Source organism: Pseudomonas sp. PGPPP1 (genome assembly GCF_002255865.1).
GTDB classification, from domain to species: domain Bacteria; phylum Pseudomonadota; class Gammaproteobacteria; order Pseudomonadales; family Pseudomonadaceae; genus Aquipseudomonas; species Aquipseudomonas cremoris.
In genome coordinates this window covers 144,888-161,842 of record NZ_NKIG01000015.1, presented here as the reverse complement: position 1 = coordinate 161,842, position 16,955 = coordinate 144,888, and the positions used below count along the sequence as shown (strand labels likewise).

At 59.4% G+C, this 16,955-nt stretch carries 17 protein-coding genes; 10 read left to right on the top strand and 7 right to left on the bottom strand.

What is annotated here, in order from left to right; translation table 11 throughout:
* Positions 1-458 precede the first annotated feature (458 nt).
* Together CFE47_RS17895 and aptA are read right to left on the bottom strand one after the other, a co-directional pair.
* Positions 459-1,952 carry a CoA-acylating methylmalonate-semialdehyde dehydrogenase gene (locus tag CFE47_RS17895; protein WP_032887095.1) on the bottom strand — a complete coding sequence of 498 codons (1,494 nt, stop codon included), beginning with the start codon at positions 1,950-1,952 and terminating at the stop codon, positions 459-461.
* A gap of 39 nt (positions 1,953-1,991) precedes the next feature.
* The gene (gene aptA, locus CFE47_RS17890; RefSeq protein ID WP_032887096.1) at positions 1,992-3,341 is read right to left on the bottom strand and encodes an omega-aminotransferase AptA; all 1,350 of its coding nucleotides are present in this window, start codon (positions 3,339-3,341) and stop codon (positions 1,992-1,994) included.
* A 125-nt stretch (positions 3,342-3,466) separates the two neighbouring features.
* On the opposite strand from aptA, the gene CFE47_RS17885 reads away from it, so the two are divergent.
* The 6 genes from CFE47_RS17885 (at position 3,467) to CFE47_RS17860 (ending at position 9,457) form a co-directional block, all read left to right on the top strand.
* A complete protein-coding gene (locus tag CFE47_RS17885; RefSeq protein WP_032887097.1) occupies positions 3,467-4,387 on the top strand; it encodes a LysR family transcriptional regulator in 921 nt (306 codons plus the stop codon).
* An 87-nt stretch (positions 4,388-4,474) separates the two neighbouring features.
* Positions 4,475-5,869 carry a uracil-xanthine permease family protein gene (locus tag CFE47_RS17880; RefSeq protein ID WP_181644392.1) on the top strand — a complete coding sequence of 465 codons (1,395 nt, stop codon included), beginning with the start codon at positions 4,475-4,477 and terminating at the stop codon, positions 5,867-5,869.
* 87 nt (positions 5,870-5,956) lie between these two features.
* Positions 5,957-6,616: a TetR/AcrR family transcriptional regulator gene (locus tag CFE47_RS17875; protein ID WP_032887099.1), complete on the top strand. Its 660-nt coding sequence runs from the start codon at positions 5,957-5,959 to the stop codon at positions 6,614-6,616.
* Positions 6,617-6,628: 12 nt separating this feature from the next.
* Positions 6,629-7,210 carry an IMPACT family protein gene (locus CFE47_RS17870; RefSeq protein WP_032887101.1) on the top strand — a complete coding sequence of 194 codons (582 nt, stop codon included), beginning with the start codon at positions 6,629-6,631 and terminating at the stop codon, positions 7,208-7,210.
* A gap of 57 nt (positions 7,211-7,267) precedes the next feature.
* Positions 7,268-7,954, top strand: coding sequence for an SDR family oxidoreductase (locus CFE47_RS17865; protein WP_032887102.1), 687 nt, complete (start codon positions 7,268-7,270; stop codon positions 7,952-7,954).
* 144 nt (positions 7,955-8,098) lie between these two features.
* Positions 8,099-9,457, top strand: coding sequence for an 8-oxoguanine deaminase (locus CFE47_RS17860; protein ID WP_286838973.1), 1,359 nt, complete (start codon positions 8,099-8,101; stop codon positions 9,455-9,457).
* Between the two features lie 76 nt (positions 9,458-9,533).
* Here CFE47_RS17860 and CFE47_RS17855 read toward each other — a convergent pair whose 3' ends face one another.
* Positions 9,534-10,625 (bottom strand): calcium:cation antiporter, encoded by a 1,092-nt coding sequence (locus tag CFE47_RS17855; RefSeq protein ID WP_032887104.1) that lies wholly within the window; start codon positions 10,623-10,625, stop codon positions 9,534-9,536.
* A 194-nt stretch (positions 10,626-10,819) separates the two neighbouring features.
* Between CFE47_RS17855 and CFE47_RS17850 the strand changes: the two genes are divergently transcribed.
* Entirely contained in the window at positions 10,820-11,773 is a 954-nt protein-coding gene (locus CFE47_RS17850) for an adenosine deaminase (protein WP_032887105.1), read from the top strand.
* Positions 11,774-11,819: 46 nt separating this feature from the next.
* Here CFE47_RS17850 and CFE47_RS17845 read toward each other — a convergent pair whose 3' ends face one another.
* Both CFE47_RS17845 and vimR read right to left on the bottom strand, forming a co-directional pair.
* A complete protein-coding gene (locus CFE47_RS17845; RefSeq protein ID WP_032887106.1) occupies positions 11,820-12,506 on the bottom strand; it encodes an ArsR/SmtB family transcription factor in 687 nt (228 codons plus the stop codon).
* A 137-nt stretch (positions 12,507-12,643) separates the two neighbouring features.
* A complete protein-coding gene (gene vimR / locus CFE47_RS17840) occupies positions 12,644-13,570 on the bottom strand; it encodes a transcription regulator VimR (protein WP_181644393.1) in 927 nt (308 codons plus the stop codon).
* Positions 13,571-13,686: 116 nt separating this feature from the next.
* On the opposite strand from vimR, the gene CFE47_RS17835 reads away from it, so the two are divergent.
* From CFE47_RS17835 to CFE47_RS17825, 3 genes are all read left to right on the top strand, one after another.
* The gene (locus tag CFE47_RS17835) at positions 13,687-13,980 is read left to right on the top strand and encodes a putative quinol monooxygenase (RefSeq protein ID WP_032887109.1); all 294 of its coding nucleotides are present in this window, start codon (positions 13,687-13,689) and stop codon (positions 13,978-13,980) included.
* A 24-nt stretch (positions 13,981-14,004) separates the two neighbouring features.
* On the top strand, positions 14,005-15,018 hold the full coding sequence (locus tag CFE47_RS17830; RefSeq protein ID WP_122682039.1) for a zinc-binding alcohol dehydrogenase family protein: 1,014 nt from the start codon (positions 14,005-14,007) through the stop codon (positions 15,016-15,018).
* Between the two features lie 147 nt (positions 15,019-15,165).
* Positions 15,166-15,339 carry a hypothetical protein gene (locus CFE47_RS17825; RefSeq protein ID WP_163033283.1) on the top strand — a complete coding sequence of 58 codons (174 nt, stop codon included), beginning with the start codon at positions 15,166-15,168 and terminating at the stop codon, positions 15,337-15,339.
* An 8-nt stretch (positions 15,340-15,347) separates the two neighbouring features.
* Here CFE47_RS17825 and CFE47_RS17820 read toward each other — a convergent pair whose 3' ends face one another.
* Entirely contained in the window at positions 15,348-16,541 is a 1,194-nt protein-coding gene (locus CFE47_RS17820) for a multidrug effflux MFS transporter (protein WP_181644394.1), read from the bottom strand.
* Between the two features lie 84 nt (positions 16,542-16,625).
* Complete coding sequence (locus CFE47_RS17815) at positions 16,626-16,823, bottom strand: heavy-metal-associated domain-containing protein (protein WP_032887113.1); 198 nt, start codon at positions 16,821-16,823, stop codon at positions 16,626-16,628.
* Positions 16,824-16,955 lie beyond the last annotated feature (132 nt).

The following is a 16,955-nucleotide window of genomic DNA, read 5'->3' as shown; positions in this document are numbered from 1 at the left end:
CTCCACAAGCACCCACACGAATTGCTTGATTCAGTTGTTAAAGAGCGGCTGGTTAAGATCTTTCGTCTCAACCGAGGCGCGCATTCTACAGCAGCCTCATTTGCTGTCAAGTGATTATTTTCAGAAGCTTTCGAAGATTTCTTCAACAACTTCAACCACTTGCGCTTCTGATCTCTCATCAGCGGGAGGCGAATTCTACAGCGTTACACGCTGCTGTCAACACCTCTCTTTCAACTTCCTTTTGGCTTCGATGGACTGAAGCAACCTACTGCCGAAAACTGCGTAACTCGTTGTTTACCAAGGAGTTTTCCGTTTCGACTGCGCCGGAAGTGGGGCGAATTATAGGCTCCTAGAATCTGTGGTCAACCTTCTTTTTCATATTTTTGCCATATAACTCAAAAAAAGCCCTAGAAACGAAAAAGCCGGCCCAAAAGGGCCGGCTTTCTGCTCATAGAGCCTTACAGACTAGGGAAAGCAAACTGCGACGCCTCATGACTGGCCCGCTGAGGCCAGCGCTGGGTAATCGCCTTGCGCCGGGTGTAAAAACGCACGCCATCCGGACCGTACGCATGTAAGTCACCAAACAGCGATCGTTTCCAGCCACCAAAGCTGTGATAAGCCACCGGAACTGGCAGTGGAACGTTCACCCCAACCATACCCACTTCAATCTCATCGCAGAACAGACGGGCCGCCTCACCATCACGGGTGAAGATGCACGTACCGTTCCCATACTCATGGTCGTTGATCAATTGCATCGCCGCCTCCAGGCTGCTCACCCGGACCACGCACAACACCGGACCGAAGATCTCCTCCTTATAGATGCGCATCTCAGGCGTCACACGGTCAAACAGGCTGCCACCGAGGAAGAAGCCATCTTCATTCCCGGTAATACTTAGCCCACGGCCATCGACCACCAACTCTGCACCCGAAGCAACACCGTCTTCTATGTAGCCGCTGACCTTATCCCGCGCCTGACCGGTTACCAGCGGCCCCATATCCAGCCCACACGTCGTGCCCGCACCTATCTTCAGCGCCTTAATCTGCGGCACCAGCTTGGCGATCAACGCATCAGCTACTTGGTCACCTACGCAGACGGCCACAGAGATGGCCATGCAGCGCTCCCCGCAGGAACCATACGCCGCGCCCATCAGCGCACTGACCGCATTATCCAAGTCCGCATCTGGCATCAGTACGGCGTGGTTCTTCGCCCCGCCCAGCGCCTGCACGCGCTTGCCGCGCTTGGTCGCTTCGGAATAGATGTACTCAGCAATCGGCGTCGACCCCACAAAACTCAGCGCTTTGACTTCCGGCGCCTCAATCAATGCGTCAACCGCGCCCTTATCACCGTGCACCACACTCAGTACGCCTTTAGGCAGACCGGCTTCCTGCAACAGTTGCGCAATCAGGAGCGTCGAACTCGGATCACGCTCCGAAGGCTTCAGGATGAAGCAGTTACCGCACACGATTGCCAGCGGATACATCCACAGCGGCACCATCGCCGGGAAGTTGAACGGCGTAATACCCGCTACCACGCCCAACGGCTGGAAGTCCGACCAAGCATCAATGTTCGGCCCAACGTTGCGGCTGTACTCGCCCTTCAGAATCTCCGGCGCCGAGCATGCGTACTCAACGTTCTCGATGCCACGCTTCAACTCACCCGCCGCGTCTTCCAGGGTCTTGCCATGCTCCTCGCTGATCAACTGCGAGATTCGCGCTTCGTTCTGTTCCAGCAACTGCTTGAAACGAAACATCACCTGGGCACGCTTGGCCGGCGGGGTATTACGCCACGCCGGGAATGCGGCCTTGGCCGAGTCGATCGCCTGTTGAATGGTTTCACGGCTGGCCAGCGGAACTTGGTGAATCACCTGGCCGGTGGACGGGTTATATACGTCGGCACTGCGACCACTGTCGTTGACCAACTCACCGTTGATCAAATGCTGGATAAGGCTCATGCAGGGCTCCTGAAAAGTTGTTCTATATAGAAAGAGAAATCAGTCGATCTTGTTCAGCACTTCGCCGACCGCATCAAACAGACGATCCAGATCCTGCGGCTTGCTGTTGAAGGTTGGCCCGAACTGCAGGGTGTCGCCGCCAAAGCGCACGTAGAAACCCGCCTTCCACAAAGCCATGCCTGCCTCGAATGGACGCACGATGGCATCACCGTCACGCGGGGCAATCTGGATCGCGCCGGCCAAGCCGTAGTTGCGAATGTCGATCACGTTCTTGCTGCCCTTCAAACCGTGCAGCGCATTCTCAAAGTGCGGAGCGACTTCGGCTACGCTCTGCACCAGGTTTTCCTTCTGCAACAGGTCGAGTGCCGCCAGGCCAGCCGCGCAAGCAACGGGGTGCGCCGAGTAGGTGTAGCCGTGTGGAAATTCCACCGCGTACTCAGGCGTCGCCTGGTTCATAAAGGTCTGATAGATCTCGCTGCTGGCAATCACCGCGCCCATGGGGATCGCGCCATTGGTGACTTGTTTGGCGATGCACATCAGATCCGGAGTCACGCCGAAGCTGTCGGCGCCGAACATCGAGCCGGTACGGCCAAAACCGGTAATCACTTCGTCAAACACCAGCAGGATGTTGTGCTGGTCACAAATCTCTCGCAGGCGCTTGAGATAACCCTGCGGCGGCACCAACACGCCAGCGGAACCAGCCATCGGTTCGACAAACACTGCCGCGATGTTGGAAGCGTCATGCAGCTCGATCAGCTTGAGCAACTCATCGGCCAATGCGATGCCGCCCAGCTCAGGCATGCCGCGGGAGAAGGCATTGCTTGCCAGCAAGGTGTGCGGCAAATGGTCAACGTCCATCATCGCCTGGCCAAACATCTTACGGTTGCCGTTCACGCCGCCCAGGCTGGTGCCCGCGATGTTCACACCGTGATAGCCACGGGCGCGGCCGATCATCTTGGTCTTGGTGGCTTGGCCCTTCAGGCGCCAGTAGGCACGCACCATCTTCACCGCAGTATCGGCACACTCGGAGCCGGAGTCAGTGAAGAACACATGATTAAGGTTGCCTGGGGTCAGGTCGGTAATCTTTTCCGCCAGCTGGAAGGACAACGGATGACCGTACTGGAAGCCCGGGGAGTAATCCAACGTACCCAATTGCTTGGCCACCGCTTCCTGGATTTCCTTGCGTGTGTGCCCGGCGCCGCACGTCCACAGGCCAGACAACGAGTCGTACACCTTGCGGCCTTTGTCATCGGTCAACCAGCTACCTTCGGCGGCCACGATCAGGCGCGGGTCACGCTGGAAGTTGCGGTTGGCCGTGTAGGGCATCCAGTGCGCGTCCAACTTCAGTTGGCTGGCCAGGGACGATGGGGCGTTTTCAGGCATGTTCATCAGCAAAACCTCGCAGGGCAAAAGGCCGCGTCGGGATTGAAACGCGTTGTTGCAGCTAAATTGCCACGGCGATAAAGTCGGTGAAATTCAACTCTTCTAACCTTCAGTCAGGCCTTCACTAAACTATGAGCAGCCGTCGACCCGATCCCCTCGCCCAAGTGAGCGACTTTGATATTCGCCTGCTGCGCATCTTCCGGAGTGTGGTGGAATGCGGCGGCTTCTCGGCAGCGGAAACCGTGCTCGGCATCGGGCGCTCGGCCATCAGTCAGCAAATGAGCGACCTTGAACAGCGTCTCGGATTGCGCCTCTGCCAACGTGGCCGCGCGGGGTTCTCACTGACCGAAGAAGGCCGCGAGGTCTATCAGTCAGCCCTGCAACTATTAAGTGCACTGGAAAGTTTTCGCACCGAGGTCAACGGTCTGCACCAGCATTTGCGCGGCGAGTTGATCATTGGCCTCACCGACAACCTCGTCACCCTGCCCCACATGCGCATCACTCACGCCTTGGCCCAATTAAAGGAGCGCGGCCCAGACGTGCAGATCCAAATCCGCATGATCGCCCCCAATGAAGTCGAACAAGGCGTACTCGATGGTCGTTTGCATGTGGGCGTAGTGCCCCAGGCCAGCGCCCTTTCGGGATTGGAGTACCAACCGCTGTACAGCGAACGCTCGCTGCTCTATTGCGCAGTCGGCCATCCGTTGTTTTACGCCGAAGACAAGCAGTTGGGCGACGAGCGCATCGACAGCCAGGACGCCATCGCTCCAACATTCCGTTTGCCTGCCGAAATCCAGGCCCATTACCAAGCGCTCAACTGCACCGCCAGCGCCTCGGACCGCGAAGGCATGGCGTTCCTGATCCTGACCGGCCGCTACATCGGCTACCTGCCCGACCACTACGCCAGCCTCTGGGTACAACAAGGCCGACTGCGTGCGCTGAAATCGGCTACGCGTTTTTACGATTTAAGCCTCGCATCGGTCACACGCAAGGGCCGTCGCCCTCATTTGGTGCTGGAAAGCTTCCTCGACAGCCTGGCCACAACGCGCTAGCTCAGGCTTTACGCTAAAAGCTGAGCAACTGGACAGCTTTTTGCAAGAACAGATGGAACTTGACCATCCGCCTTGAGTTAACCCGCCATGCCACCAGAATCATCCACCCCCAGCGACCTGATCTACGGCCTCAACGACCGCCCCAAACCCGCCCCGGCATTTCTGGCCGCACTGCAGCACGTGCTGGCCGCTTTTGTCGGCATCATCACTCCGCCACTGATCATCGGCTCCACTCTGGGCCTGACCGCCCATTTGCCCTATCTGATCAGCATGGCGTTGATGGTGTCCGGTGTCGGCACATTCATCCAGGCGCGTAGGCCATTTGGGATAGGCGCCGGGATGATTTGCCTGCAAGGCACCAGCTTTGCCTTTCTCGGCGCGGTACTGTCGGCAGGCTTCCTGGTGAAACAACGCGGCGGCAGCCCGGAAGACATCATGGCGATGATCTTCGGCGTGTGCTTTTTCGGCGCGGCGGTGCAGATCGTGCTGAGCCGTTTTATCGGCCAACTGCGCCGAGTCATCACGCCTTTGGTGACAGGGATTGTCATCACGCTAATCGGCATCAGCCTGATCAAAGTCGGCATTACCGACCTCGGCGGTGGCTTCAACGCCCCTGACTTCGGCGCGCCCACCAATCTTGCATTGGGCCTGTTCGTGGTGCTGACGATCATTCTGCTCAACCGTTCCAACACGCCCTGGGTGCGGCTCTCGGCGATCATTATCGGCCTGGCCCTTGGCAGCCTGGCGGCGTGGTTCAGCGGCAAACTCGTGCCCCAAGCCCTGCCGGACTTACCTCTGGTGAGCCTGCCGATTCCGTTTCGCTTTGGATTCAACTTCGACTGGAGCGCTTTCCTACCGATCGCGCTGATTTACCTGATCAGCAGCATCGAGACCGTCGGCGACCTCACCGCCAACTGCATGATCGCCCGCCAGCCCATCAGCGGCCCTTCTTATATAAGCCGACTCAAGGGAGGCGTACTGGGTGATGGCGTGAGTTGCATGATCGCGGCCACTTTCAGTGCCTTCCCCAACACCACCTTTGCTCAGAACAATGGCGTGATCCAACTCACTGGCGTGGCCAGCCGTTACGTTGGTTTATATATAGGCGTGGTGCTGTTTTGCCTCGGTTTGTTTCCGTTGATTGGTGCGGTGCTGCAGCAAATCCCCAAACCCGTATTGGGCGGCGCGACCCTGGTGATGTTCGGCAGTGTGGCCGCCGCTGGCGTGCGCATCCTCGCCCAGGCGCCGCTGGACCGACGCAGCATGCTGATCATCGCCACGTCGTTTGGCGTCGGCCTGGGCATCGCCGCCCAACCCAATCTGCTTCACCTGATGCCAACCCTGGTGCAGAACTTGTTCGACTCCGCCATCACCAGCGGCGGGCTGACCGCCATCGTACTGTGCCTGCTACTGCCGGAATCCAAGGCGATCGAAACTGCCGCAAACCAAGCGCCGGAAAGCGACACCTTGGAACTGCTTTAAGGGTTTTATTGCATCGGGACTTGTCTGAGGCTTGAGGGTGGGTTATCTGTGCACACGTCGTCTCTATCGATCAGCACGGTAATCTCCATGAGCCTCGAAGTTCCTGCCCACAGCAACCACGCCGGTAAGCCCGCCAGCCGCATTCGGCAAAAGAACGAACAAGCGATTCTCCAGGCTGCTGAAGATGAATTCGCGCGCCATGGCTACAAGGGCACCAGCATGAACACTATTGCTGCCAGCGCCGGATTGCCGAAGGCCAACTTGCACTACTACTTCACGAACAAGCTGGGCCTGTATATCGCCGTGCTCAGCAATATCCTCGAACTGTGGGACAGCACCTTCAACACGCTGACCGCCGAGGACGACCCTGCCGTGGCCCTCTCCCGCTACATCCGCACCAAGATGGAGTTTTCGCGACGCCAACCCCAGGCCTCGCGGATCTTCGCCATGGAGATCATCAGCGGCGGCGAATGCCTCACCGAATATTTCAGCCAGGATTACCGCACGTGGTTCAGTGGCCGGGCGGCAGTGTTCCAAGCCTGGATCGACGCCGGCAAGATGGACCCCATCGACCCCGTGCACCTGATCTTCCTGCTGTGGGGCAGCACCCAGCACTACGCAGACTTCGCCACCCAGATCTGCCGCGTCACCGGTCGCACCAAGCTGACCAAGCAAGATATGGAAGATGCCGGCACCAACCTGATCCACATCATTCTCAAAGGCTGCGGCATCAAGCCGAGCCTCTAGACGAAGTCACTTATGCCTTTCACGCTCACCGGCCTTTGCGAGTTTCGTGAAGAAATACGCAAAAGCCGCTTCATCACCCTCGCCGCCCCGATCACCAGCCCGCAGGACGCTCAGGCTTTTTTCGAGCAACACAGCGACCTGAACGCCACGCATAACTGCTGGGCCTGGAAGCTGGCCGACCAATACCGCAGCAGTGACGACGGCGAACCCGGTGGCACTGCCGGGCGGCCGATTCTCGCAGCCATCGAAGCCCAGGGTTTTGATCAAGTCGCGGTATTGGTGATTCGCTGGTACGGCGGCATCCAATTGGGCACCGGCGGCCTCGCCCGTGCCTATGGCGGCGGAGCGAACAAATGCCTGCAGAATGCCGAGCGTCTCGAACTGATCAGCCGCGTACCACTGAGTTGCGCCTGTGGATTCTCCGAACTGAACTTGGTGAAGCTACGCGTTGCTGAACTTGGCGGGCTAGTGGTGGAAGAAAACTTCACCGCCAACGGTGTGGAGTTGCAACTGGCACTGGGTGAGGCGCACATCGACACGCTCCAAGCCCAACTCGCCGACCTGAGCCGTGGGCGTATCCTGCTGCAACGCTGAAACTGTTACTGTTATTTGCTGAATCCCCCTGAACCGCGACTCTAAAGGAAGCTTTTCATGTCTACGCCAAAAACCGCACTGATCATCGGCGCCTCGCGCGGGCTGGGCCTTGGCCTGGTCAAGCAATTGCTCCAGGACGGCTGGGACGTGACCGCCACCGTGCGTGATCCGAGCAAGGCTGATGCCCTTAAAGCGGTGGGTCCGGTGCAGATCGAAAAACTGGACATGGACGATCAGCAAGCCGTGATCGCCCTGGCCCAGCGCCTCAAAGAGCGCACCTTCGACCTGCTGTTCGTCAACGCCGGCGTCAAGGGTCCGGCCAACCAGGAGCCCGGTCACGCCACTCTCGCGGAAGTCGGCCAGTTGTTTTTCACTAATGCCGTGGCGCCGATCAACCTGGCGCAGCGCTTTGTCGGGCAGATCCGCAAAGACAGCGGCGTGCTCGCATTCATGAGTTCGGTATTGGGCAGCGTAACGATCCCCGACGGCTCAGACCTGGCGCTGTACAAGGCCAGCAAGGCCGCGCTGAACTCCATGACCAACAGCTTCATCACTCAACTGGGCGACCACACACTCACTGTTCTGTCACTGCATCCGGGCTGGGTGAAGACCGACATGGGCGGCGAAAACGCGCACATCGATGTCGACACCAGCGTGCGCGGCCTGGTGGATCAGGTAAATGCCTACACCGGCAAAGGTGGTCACCACTTCGTGGACTACAAAGGCGACACCATCGCCTGGTAAGCGACGAGCAGCGTTATCGACTGATTGCCGTCGATAACGCTGCGCGCGTAGACTGCGCCCTCGCCCCAACCGGCGACCCTGGATCAGCAGACAGGGCAACACTGAGCTGGCAAACCTGAACCCATCATTCAGAGGAGCCGGCCAATGCCTGCGACCCGTATCTGGTTAAAAAACCCCCTCGCGATTTTCACTGCCAATGGCCTTGATGCCCGTGGCGGCCTGGTGCAGCAGGACGGTGTGATCACCGAAGTGCTGGGCTGGGGAAAAGAGCCCGCTGTGCCTTGTGGACAGGTGTTCGACGCACGCGAACACGTGATCCTGCCCGGCCTGATCAACACCCACCATCATTTTTACCAAACCCTCACCCGTGCCTGGGCGCCGGTGGTCAATCAGCCGTTGTTCCCCTGGCTGAAAACCCTGTACCCGGTGTGGGCGCGTCTGACGCCCGAGAAACTTGCTCTGGCCACCAAAGTCGCCTTGGCCGAATTGCTGCTCTCGGGCTGCACCACCGCCGCCGACCACCACTACCTGTTCCCCGACGGCCTGGAAAATGCCATCGACGTGCAAGTTGATACGGTGCGCGAATTGGGCATGCGCGCCATGCTTACCCGGGGCTCCATGAGCCTGGGCGAAGCCGACGGTGGCCTCCCGCCGCAACAGACCGTGCAACAAGGGCAGGTCATCCTCGACGACAGCCAGCGCCTGATCCGCGAATACCACCAACGCGGCGACGGCGCACAGATCCAGATTGCCCTGGCGCCTTGCTCGCCGTTCTCCGTCACACAGGAAATCATGCGTGCCAGCGCCGAACTGGCCAACAGCCTAGACGTGCGCCTGCACACCCATCTGGCGGAAACCCTCGACGAAGAAGATTTCTGCCTGCAACGCTTCGGCCTGCGCACCGTGGATTACCTCGACAGCGTGGGCTGGCTCGGCCCACGCACTTGGCTGGCACATGGCATTCACTTCAACCCTGATGAAATCGCCCGCCTTGGCGCCGCCGGTACCGGTATCTGCCACTGCCCAAGCTCAAATATGCGCCTGGCGTCCGGCATCTGCCCTACCCTCGACTTGCTAGCCGCGGGCGCGCCCATCGGCCTGGGCGTGGACGGTTCCGCCTCCAATGATGCATCGAACATGATTCTCGAAGCACGACAGGCCCTGTACATCCAGCGTCTACGTTATGGCGCAGAAAAGATCACCCCCGAAGGCGTGCTCGGCTGGGCCACCAAAGGTTCGGCGCAGTTGCTGGGGCGTACGGATATCGGTGAATTGGCCGTGGGTAAACAGGCGGATCTGGCGCTGTTCAAACTTGATGAGCTGCGGTTCTCCGGTAGCCATGATCCGATTTCGGCGCTGCTGTTGTGTGGTGCGGATCGTGCGGATCGGGTGATGGTCGCGGGCAAATGGCGAGTGATCGACGGGCAGGTCGAGGGCCTGGATCTGAAACGTTTGATCGCCGATCACAGCCAGGCGGCGCGACGATTGATCGCAGGGACCTAAGTAAACACCGTTCAACATGCGGGAGGGGAACGTCGATTCGTCGCACCGCCCCTCCCGCTTTTTATCTGCGGTGTTCTTACAATCCCAGCAGCGACAACATGATGAATGTCGCAAACAGCACAAAATGGGTCATGCCTTCGATAGCGTTGGTTTCGCCATCGTTGAGGTTGATCGCACTGACAATCAGCGTGATAAACACCATCACCGTTTGCACCGGCGTCATCGCCATCTGGAAAGGCTGGCCAGTGTAGAGCGCCATGGCCTCCATCACCGGCACCGTCAAAATCACCGTCGACAACGACGCTCCCAGTGCAATATTCACCACCGACTGCATGCGGTTGGCCAATGCGGCGCGCAAGGCCGTGAGAATTTCCGGTGCCGCCGAAATGGCTGCAACCACAATCGCCGTAATCACCGGCGGTGCGCCCGTGCCTTCCAGACCCAGGTCGAGGGTCTTGGACATCACCTCGGCCAACGCGCCAATCACAATCACGCCAAACACCAACGTGCCGATGGAGAACACCAGATTCACCGGCGGCGTTTGCTCCTCTTCCGGCAGTTTTTTGCGGCGTTTTTCCGGATAGCTGTAGCTGAAGAAATAACTGTGCGGCCCCACCTGCATGCGCAGGAACAAGGTGTAGAGCACCACCATCGCGCCAATGGTGAAGGCCGAGTAAATTTTCCAGTCAGCTTCGGGGATGAATTCCGGCACCACCATCGACACGCCCATGGCGGTGAGGATCATCACGCTGTAGGTGCGCGCCGAGTCGTCGTTATAGGACTGCTCGCCGTGCTTGATGCCGCCCATCAAGGCGGCCAGGCCGAGGATGCCGTTGATATCCAGCATCACTGCCGAATAAATAGTGTCACGCACCAGGGTGGGCGATGGCTCATTACTCATCATGATCGCCAGGATCACCACTTCCACCAGCACGGCGGCCAGGGTAAGGATCATGGTGCCGTAGGGGTCGCCAACTTTCTCCGCCAGTTGCTCGGCGTGGTGGGCCACGCGCATCGACGCCACTACGATAAAACCAATCAGCGCCACGCCTGCCAACAGCGCGACTATTTGCCCGCTGTGCAGCATCCAGTGCTCCAGCGGGTAGGCGGCGATGGCGGCAATCAGCGCCAGTAGCATGAATTTTTCTTGCTTGAGGGAGGTGAGCATTCGAGGCCTTTTTCGTACAGCAAATCAGTCATTGATGGGGTACAGACTGCGCCACGCTGCTAACGTTTCGTTACACCTTAGTTCACAACCCTCTTGCGCGAATAAAACGAATACTCTCCTGCCGGTCAGGTTTTACCGATTATTTCGGCTATGCCCTGTAGAATGCCGCCATTGCACCTGATGAGAATTTAGACATGTACGATTGGCTCAACGCCCTGCCCAAGGCTGAACTGCACCTGCACCTGGAGGGCTCGCTGGAGCCTGAGCTGCTGTTCGCCCTGGCCGAGCGCAACAAGATTGCGCTGCCATGGAACGACGTCGAAACCTTGCGCAAGGCCTACGCGTTCAACAACCTGCAAGAGTTTCTGGACCTGTATTACAAGGGCGCCGATGTGCTGCGCACGTCTCAGGACTTCTACGACCTGACCTGGGCCTACCTGCTGCGCTGCAAAGAGCAGAACGTGATCCACACCGAACCCTTCTTCGACCCGCAAACCCACACCGACCGTGGCGTGCCGTTCGAAGTCGTACTCAACGGTATCGCCGCAGCACTCAAAGATGGCGAGCAGCAACTGGGCATCACCAGCGGGCTGATCCTCAGCTTCCTGCGTCACCTGAGCGAAGACGAAGCACAAAAAACCCTCGACCAGGCGCTGCCGTTCCGTGATGCGTTCGTGGCCGTGGGCCTGGACAGCTCCGAGATGGGTCACCCGCCAAGCAAGTTCCAGCGCGTGTTCGACCGTGCCCGCCATGAAGGCTTCCTCACCGTTGCCCACGCCGGCGAAGAAGGCCCACCGGAGTACATCTGGGAAGCCATCGACCTGCTGAAAATCCAGCGAATCGACCATGGCGTGCGCGCCATCGAAGACGAACGCCTGATGCAGCGCATCATCGACGAGCAGATCCCACTCACCGTGTGCCCGCTGTCCAACACCAAGCTCTGCGTGTTCGACGACATGGCCCAGCACAACATCCTCGACATGCTTGAGCGTGGCGTGAAAGTGACCGTGAACTCCGATGACCCTGCCTACTTCGGCGGTTATGTCACCGAGAACTTCCACGCGCTGTACACCTCCTTGGGCATGACCCAGGACCAGGCCAAACGCCTGGCGCAGAACAGCCTGGATGCGCGACTCGTAAAGCCCTGACGTGAGCGAATGTTGGAGTGAGCGCCTGTGACCACGGCGCCTGCTCCTACAGCGCGGCCAATCGGGCGATCTCTTCAAGCCCGACGTCGTTGACCACCACAGCCTGGGACTCGTTGACCAGGCTGATCCAGTTCGATTGCAGGAACAACTGAAACAGCCCAGCACCCAGCGCGCCCCCGAGGTGTGGTTGCTGCTGGCTCCAGTCAAAACAATCGCACAGCAGCGGCATTGCCAATGCTTGGGTAAAAATGCCCAGGCCCGCCATTTGCTGCGCGCCCTTGAATGTGACGGCGAGGCGTTGCTCATGGCGCTCGATCCACCTCGCCGCCATCATTCGTTCATACAACTGCGCCGCCAGCTCGCCACCAAGATGACCATGACACAGCCGAGCACGGCGTAATGACGGCGGCGCAACCAAGACCTGCGTTGAAACACCCGGCGCACTGCGTGTGGCACTGGCCAGGGTAGTACTGGCCAAGGCATGGATGGCGGCGCTGACATCGCCGTCTGCCAAGCGAAACAGTCGCTTGCCATACCGCGCTTCGGTTCGCAGCAAGCCGCTACTGGTCAGCCGCGCCAGATGTGCATTGGCCGAGGCCGACGGTAGACCGGTAAGTGCCGCCAGTTCCTTCGACGACTTCGCCGAGCCGTCCATCAAGGACCACAGCATGGCTGTGCGTTTTGGCTCAGCAAGCAAGCTGGCAATCTGACTAATGCATGGTGCTTCTTCCATCGATTCACTCCCTGTCGAATTACTTTTCTGATGCGGTAGGCGCCAGAGTATAAGTGCGCCAAGGGCGGGTTCCGTGGCGTCTGACAGCCAGAGTAGGGACGGGTTTTGAGTGAAATTTCCTTGCGTTACGGAGGCTATTACACGACGTCCAATCGCTCCGACAATTGAGCCGTCAATGTCGCACAGCGAGCTACAAGCATTTCCCGCAGCAGGTTGATGGGTTTGCTCAACTGCGCGCGATGGGCACACAGCAGATTGAGCGGCGTGCGCTCGCCGCGCAGCTCCGGCAGGATCAGGCGCAGTCGTCCAGCCAGCACGTCGGTGCTCACATCCAGCCAGGATTTATAGGCAATGCCCATACCCGCCACGGCCCAGCGGCGCACCACATCGGCATCGTCGCTGAAGCGGTCGCCGCTGACCGTCAGGCTGACTTCGCGCTTGCCGTCGTGAAACGTCCAGTGGTCATGCACTCGGGTGCCGAGCATATACAGCAAGCAATTGTGCTGGGCCAATTGCTCCAGGTGTCGAGGCTCACCGTGGCGTGCGAGGTAACTGGGGGCTGCGCACAGCACACGAACGTTGCGCGGCGCGACGGGCAGTGCAATCAGGCTGGAGTCCTCGGGCTCACCATAACGCAGGGCAATGTCCACCGGCTGGCGGAACAGGTCGGCAATCCGGTCACCCAACAGCAGGCGTACGGCGAGCTGCGGATACTCACGCTGGAACTCGTCCAGCCACGGCAGCAGTTGGTTGCGGCCGAAATCCGAGGGCGCCGACAGTTGCAGCACACCGCTGACATGGTCCTGACCGCTGGCCAAAAGACGTCGCCCTTCATCAAGGGAGCTCAACGAGGCGCGGGCGTATTCCAGAAAGCCCTCGCCTTCGGCAGTCAGGCGCAGGCTGCGGGTGGAACGGGCCAGCAAGCGCGCGCCCAATTGTTGCTCGATACGCTTGAGCGCCGCGCTGGCCACGGCAGGCGACAGGTCCATCACCCGCGCCGCCGCCGACAAACTCCCCAAGTCCGCAGCGCGCACAAACAACTGCAAATCATCAAAACGCAGCATCCACCCACCCATTATCAAAATATTATTGAAACAGAGTGCTGTTTTAGCCGCTTTTATCTTCAGGGGAAATGACCAATCATCTGTCCATCCCGTTCATTACGTATCTGGAATTGAATATGCCCACAGCTTTTAACGTCATCGCAACGCTGATCGCCAAACCTGGCCAACAGGCCACCCTGGAAACCCTGCTGCGCGGCCTGCTGGAACCTACCCGCCTTGAAGCCGGTTGCGAGCAATACGACCTGCACCAAGACCTGCAACACCCCGAGACTTTCTACATGCTCGAACGCTGGAGCGATGACGCCGCACTGGCCGACCATGACCAAAGCGCACATATCCAAAGTTTTCGCGCCAAGGCCGCTGATGTACTCGAACACTTCGAACTCAAGCGCCTGAAGTTTCTCGCCTGATCACCGCCTTTTTCCGGAGCCCTCATGAAAGCCATTGCCTACTACGCATCACTGCCAATCACCGATGAAAAATCCCTGCAAGACATCGAATTGCCGGCGCCCGTCGCCGGCCCACGCGACCTGCTGGTGGAAGTCAAAGCCATCTCGGTGAACCCCGTGGACACCAAGGTCCGCCAGAACGTCGCCCCGGAAAACGGCGCCGCCAAAGTGCTGGGCTGGGACGTCGCCGGTGTGGTCAAGGCAGTCGGCAGTGACGTGAGCCTGTTCAAGGTCGGCGACAAGGTGTTCTACGCCGGCTCCTTGGTACGCCCAGGTGGCAACAGTGAACTGCACACTGTGGACGAGCGTATCGTCGGCCATATGCCCAAGAGCCTGAGCTTTGCCGAAGCCGCCGCGCTGCCGCTGACCGCCATCACCGCCTGGGAACTGCTGTTCGAGCGCCTGCAGGTGCGTGAAGGTAAAGAAGACGAAGGCCAGAGCCTGCTTATCGTTGGTGCCGCAGGTGGCGTGGGTTCGATCCTGACCCAACTGGCCAGCCAGCTCACCGGATTGAAAGTAATCGGCACCGCCTCGCGCCCGGAAACCCAGGAATGGACCAAGGCCCTCGGCGCCGACCTGGTGATCGACCACAGCCAACCGCTGAGTGAAGCGTTGAAACAAGCCGGCCACCCGCAGGTCACCCACGTCGCCAGCCTGACCCAAACCGAGCATCACCTGGACCAGTTGGTCGAAGCGCTGCAACCTCAAGGCAAGCTGGCACTGATCGACGACCCCAAGGCGTTGGACGTGAGCAAACTTAAGCGCAAGAGCCTGTCGCTGCATTGGGAGTTTATGTACACGCGCTCGATGTTCGAGACGCCGGACATGATTGAGCAGCACAACCTACTCAATCGCGTGGCCGAGCTGATCGACGCTGGCACCTTGAAAACCACGGTGGGCGAGCACTTCGGCGTGATCAATGCGGCGAATCTGCGCCGGGCCCATGCACTGCTGGAAAGCGGCAAGGCCAAGGGCAAGATCGTGCTGGAAGGGTTCTAAAACAACGGCTGTCAGTGTTGTCCGTTATTCGTGTGAGTAATGGACGACACCGCTAGTCAGAGAGTTGATCTTTGTCATATTTGTGAGCGTATCCGGGGTTTATATTGGCCGCCTTTGCCACGATTCTTTTACGTGAGGAAGTCAGCAATGAAGATCCTGATAAAAGCGTTAGCAAAATCCCAGTGGGAGGTCCGTCTGGACCAGAAAGCCATTACTTTCCACACTGAAGCCGAGGCGCGCGCCTTTGCCGATACCCTGCAAGCGCGTATCAAGGCGCCCCACCGTTTTCCAATCAGCCAGCAACACTCCGCCGCTGGCTGACCCACCTCTCAGCCCTGCGCCTGCAAGGCTCTGGCCCGTTGCAGGCGTTGGGTCGACACGGCCACCGTCACCGCCAATACACCGCACAGGCTGATGACCATAGCCATTGGCATGGCCGTGCCATCGTGCAACACCCCCACCAGCGACGCCGCCCCCGCCGCCACACCGAACTGGATGCAGCCGAGCAATGCCGACGCACTGCCTGCCCGAGCGCCCTGCCCGCTCATGGCACACGCCGAGGTGTTGGGCAAAATGCAGCCCAGACTGGCGATGCAGATAAACAGCGGCACCAGCAATGGCCATAGCGCATCGGTGCGCAACGCCGTGATGCCCAGCAGCGTCAGACCCGCCAGCAGATACACCCACACCGAACGCGACAGCAAAAACGCCGGGCCACGCTTGGCCAGCAAGCGAGCGTTGAGCTGCGCCACCAGGATGAAGCCAGCGGCGTTGGAGCCGAATACCCAGCCGTAATGCTCAGCGGGCACGCCATACAGTTTGATAAACACGAACGGTGAACCCGCGATGTAGGCAAACATCCCGGCAATCGACAGCGCGCCGGTAAGGGCGTAACCGAGGTAAACCCGGTCGGACAACAGCCCAAAATAGCGGCGCAACGAGCCCGACAACGGCTGGCGTGGCTGATGGGCTGGAAAGGTTTCAGGCAAGCCGAATGCCACGGCGATAGCGGCCATCACACTGAAGACCGTCAATGCCAGGAAAATCGACTGCCAGCCCCACAACCCGACCATCACCCCGCCGGCCAGCGGCGCAAGAATCGGCGCCAGGCCGGTCACCAGCATCAACTGGGAAAACACCTTGGCCGAGCCCACGGCATCGCATTTGTCGCTGACCACCGCGCGGGAAATCACCATGCCCGCGCAACCGCCCAGGGCCTGCACGAAGCGCGCGCCAATCAGCCAATCGAGGGAGGGCGCGTAGGCGCAGGCGAAGGACGCCAGGGTAAACAGGGTCACGCCGCTGAGCAGCGGCCCGCGCCGACCAAAACGGTCCGCCAGCGGGCCATAGATCAATTGGCCAATGGCCAGGCCGGCGAAGTACACCGCCAGGGTCAGCTGGATGTGTTTTTCATCGGTGGCAAACGCCGTGGCCATCGCCGGGAAGCCCGGCAGGTAGAAATCGATCGCCAGCGGCGCAAAGGCGCTCAAGGCACCCAGAATCAGGATTATGCGAAGGTTCATCAGGCACCCAAGAGAGTCGGCAGCCCGACAGTCTAGCCGGGCCTGGATGCCTTGAACATAACGATAGCTCGCTAACTATTAAAATCAGGCGAGCTTGGCGCTGTAGCCTTCCTCAGTGATCAAGCTGATCACCTCTTCGGCAGACAAGCGGCTTTCCACGCCCACTTCCTTGGCGGCCAGGTCGACCTTCACACTGGCGCTTGAATCCTTACTCTGTACCGCCTGGGTCACCGCCCGGACGCAATGGCCGCAGGTCATTCCTTCAACACTGAATACTTGCATGACATAACTCCTTTGATGAGGTTGAACCCAGTCTCGACCTTGCCACAATGGCAAGGTCAAGTTCTGAAAAAATCGGCCGGGCTGGTATTCGGCGGCACTGTCGGCCAAGCTTGAACCATCTTTGATTCACAC

What these genes read in the sequence shown, in the direction of transcription:
- vimR (WP_181644393.1), bottom strand. Translation starts at nt 13,570, where the DNA reads ATGCTGCGTTTTGATGATTTGCAGTTGTTTGTGCGCGCTGCGGACTTG.
- CFE47_RS17830 (WP_122682039.1), top strand. Translation starts at nt 14,005, where the DNA reads ATGAAAGCCATTGCCTACTACGCATCACTGCCAATCACCGATGAAAAA.
- aptA (WP_032887096.1), bottom strand. Translation starts at nt 3,341, where the DNA reads ATGAACATGCCTGAAAACGCCCCATCGTCCCTGGCCAGCCAACTGAAG.
- CFE47_RS17835 (WP_032887109.1), top strand. Translation starts at nt 13,687, where the DNA reads ATGCCCACAGCTTTTAACGTCATCGCAACGCTGATCGCCAAACCTGGC.
- CFE47_RS17850 (WP_032887105.1), top strand. Translation starts at nt 10,820, where the DNA reads ATGTACGATTGGCTCAACGCCCTGCCCAAGGCTGAACTGCACCTGCAC.
- CFE47_RS17880 (WP_181644392.1), top strand. Translation starts at nt 4,475, where the DNA reads ATGCCACCAGAATCATCCACCCCCAGCGACCTGATCTACGGCCTCAAC.
- CFE47_RS17875 (WP_032887099.1), top strand. Translation starts at nt 5,957, where the DNA reads ATGAGCCTCGAAGTTCCTGCCCACAGCAACCACGCCGGTAAGCCCGCC.
- CFE47_RS17885 (WP_032887097.1), top strand. Translation starts at nt 3,467, where the DNA reads ATGAGCAGCCGTCGACCCGATCCCCTCGCCCAAGTGAGCGACTTTGAT.
- CFE47_RS17870 (WP_032887101.1), top strand. Translation starts at nt 6,629, where the DNA reads ATGCCTTTCACGCTCACCGGCCTTTGCGAGTTTCGTGAAGAAATACGC.
- CFE47_RS17820 (WP_181644394.1), bottom strand. Translation starts at nt 16,541, where the DNA reads ATGAACCTTCGCATAATCCTGATTCTGGGTGCCTTGAGCGCCTTTGCG.
- CFE47_RS17845 (WP_032887106.1), bottom strand. Translation starts at nt 12,506, where the DNA reads ATGGAAGAAGCACCATGCATTAGTCAGATTGCCAGCTTGCTTGCTGAG.
- CFE47_RS17825 (WP_163033283.1), top strand. Translation starts at nt 15,166, where the DNA reads ATGAAGATCCTGATAAAAGCGTTAGCAAAATCCCAGTGGGAGGTCCGT.
- CFE47_RS17895 (WP_032887095.1), bottom strand. Translation starts at nt 1,952, where the DNA reads ATGAGCCTTATCCAGCATTTGATCAACGGTGAGTTGGTCAACGACAGT.
- CFE47_RS17860 (WP_286838973.1), top strand. Translation starts at nt 8,099, where the DNA reads ATGCCTGCGACCCGTATCTGGTTAAAAAACCCCCTCGCGATTTTCACT.
- CFE47_RS17815 (WP_032887113.1), bottom strand. Translation starts at nt 16,823, where the DNA reads ATGCAAGTATTCAGTGTTGAAGGAATGACCTGCGGCCATTGCGTCCGG.
- CFE47_RS17855 (WP_032887104.1), bottom strand. Translation starts at nt 10,625, where the DNA reads ATGCTCACCTCCCTCAAGCAAGAAAAATTCATGCTACTGGCGCTGATT.
- CFE47_RS17865 (WP_032887102.1), top strand. Translation starts at nt 7,268, where the DNA reads ATGTCTACGCCAAAAACCGCACTGATCATCGGCGCCTCGCGCGGGCTG.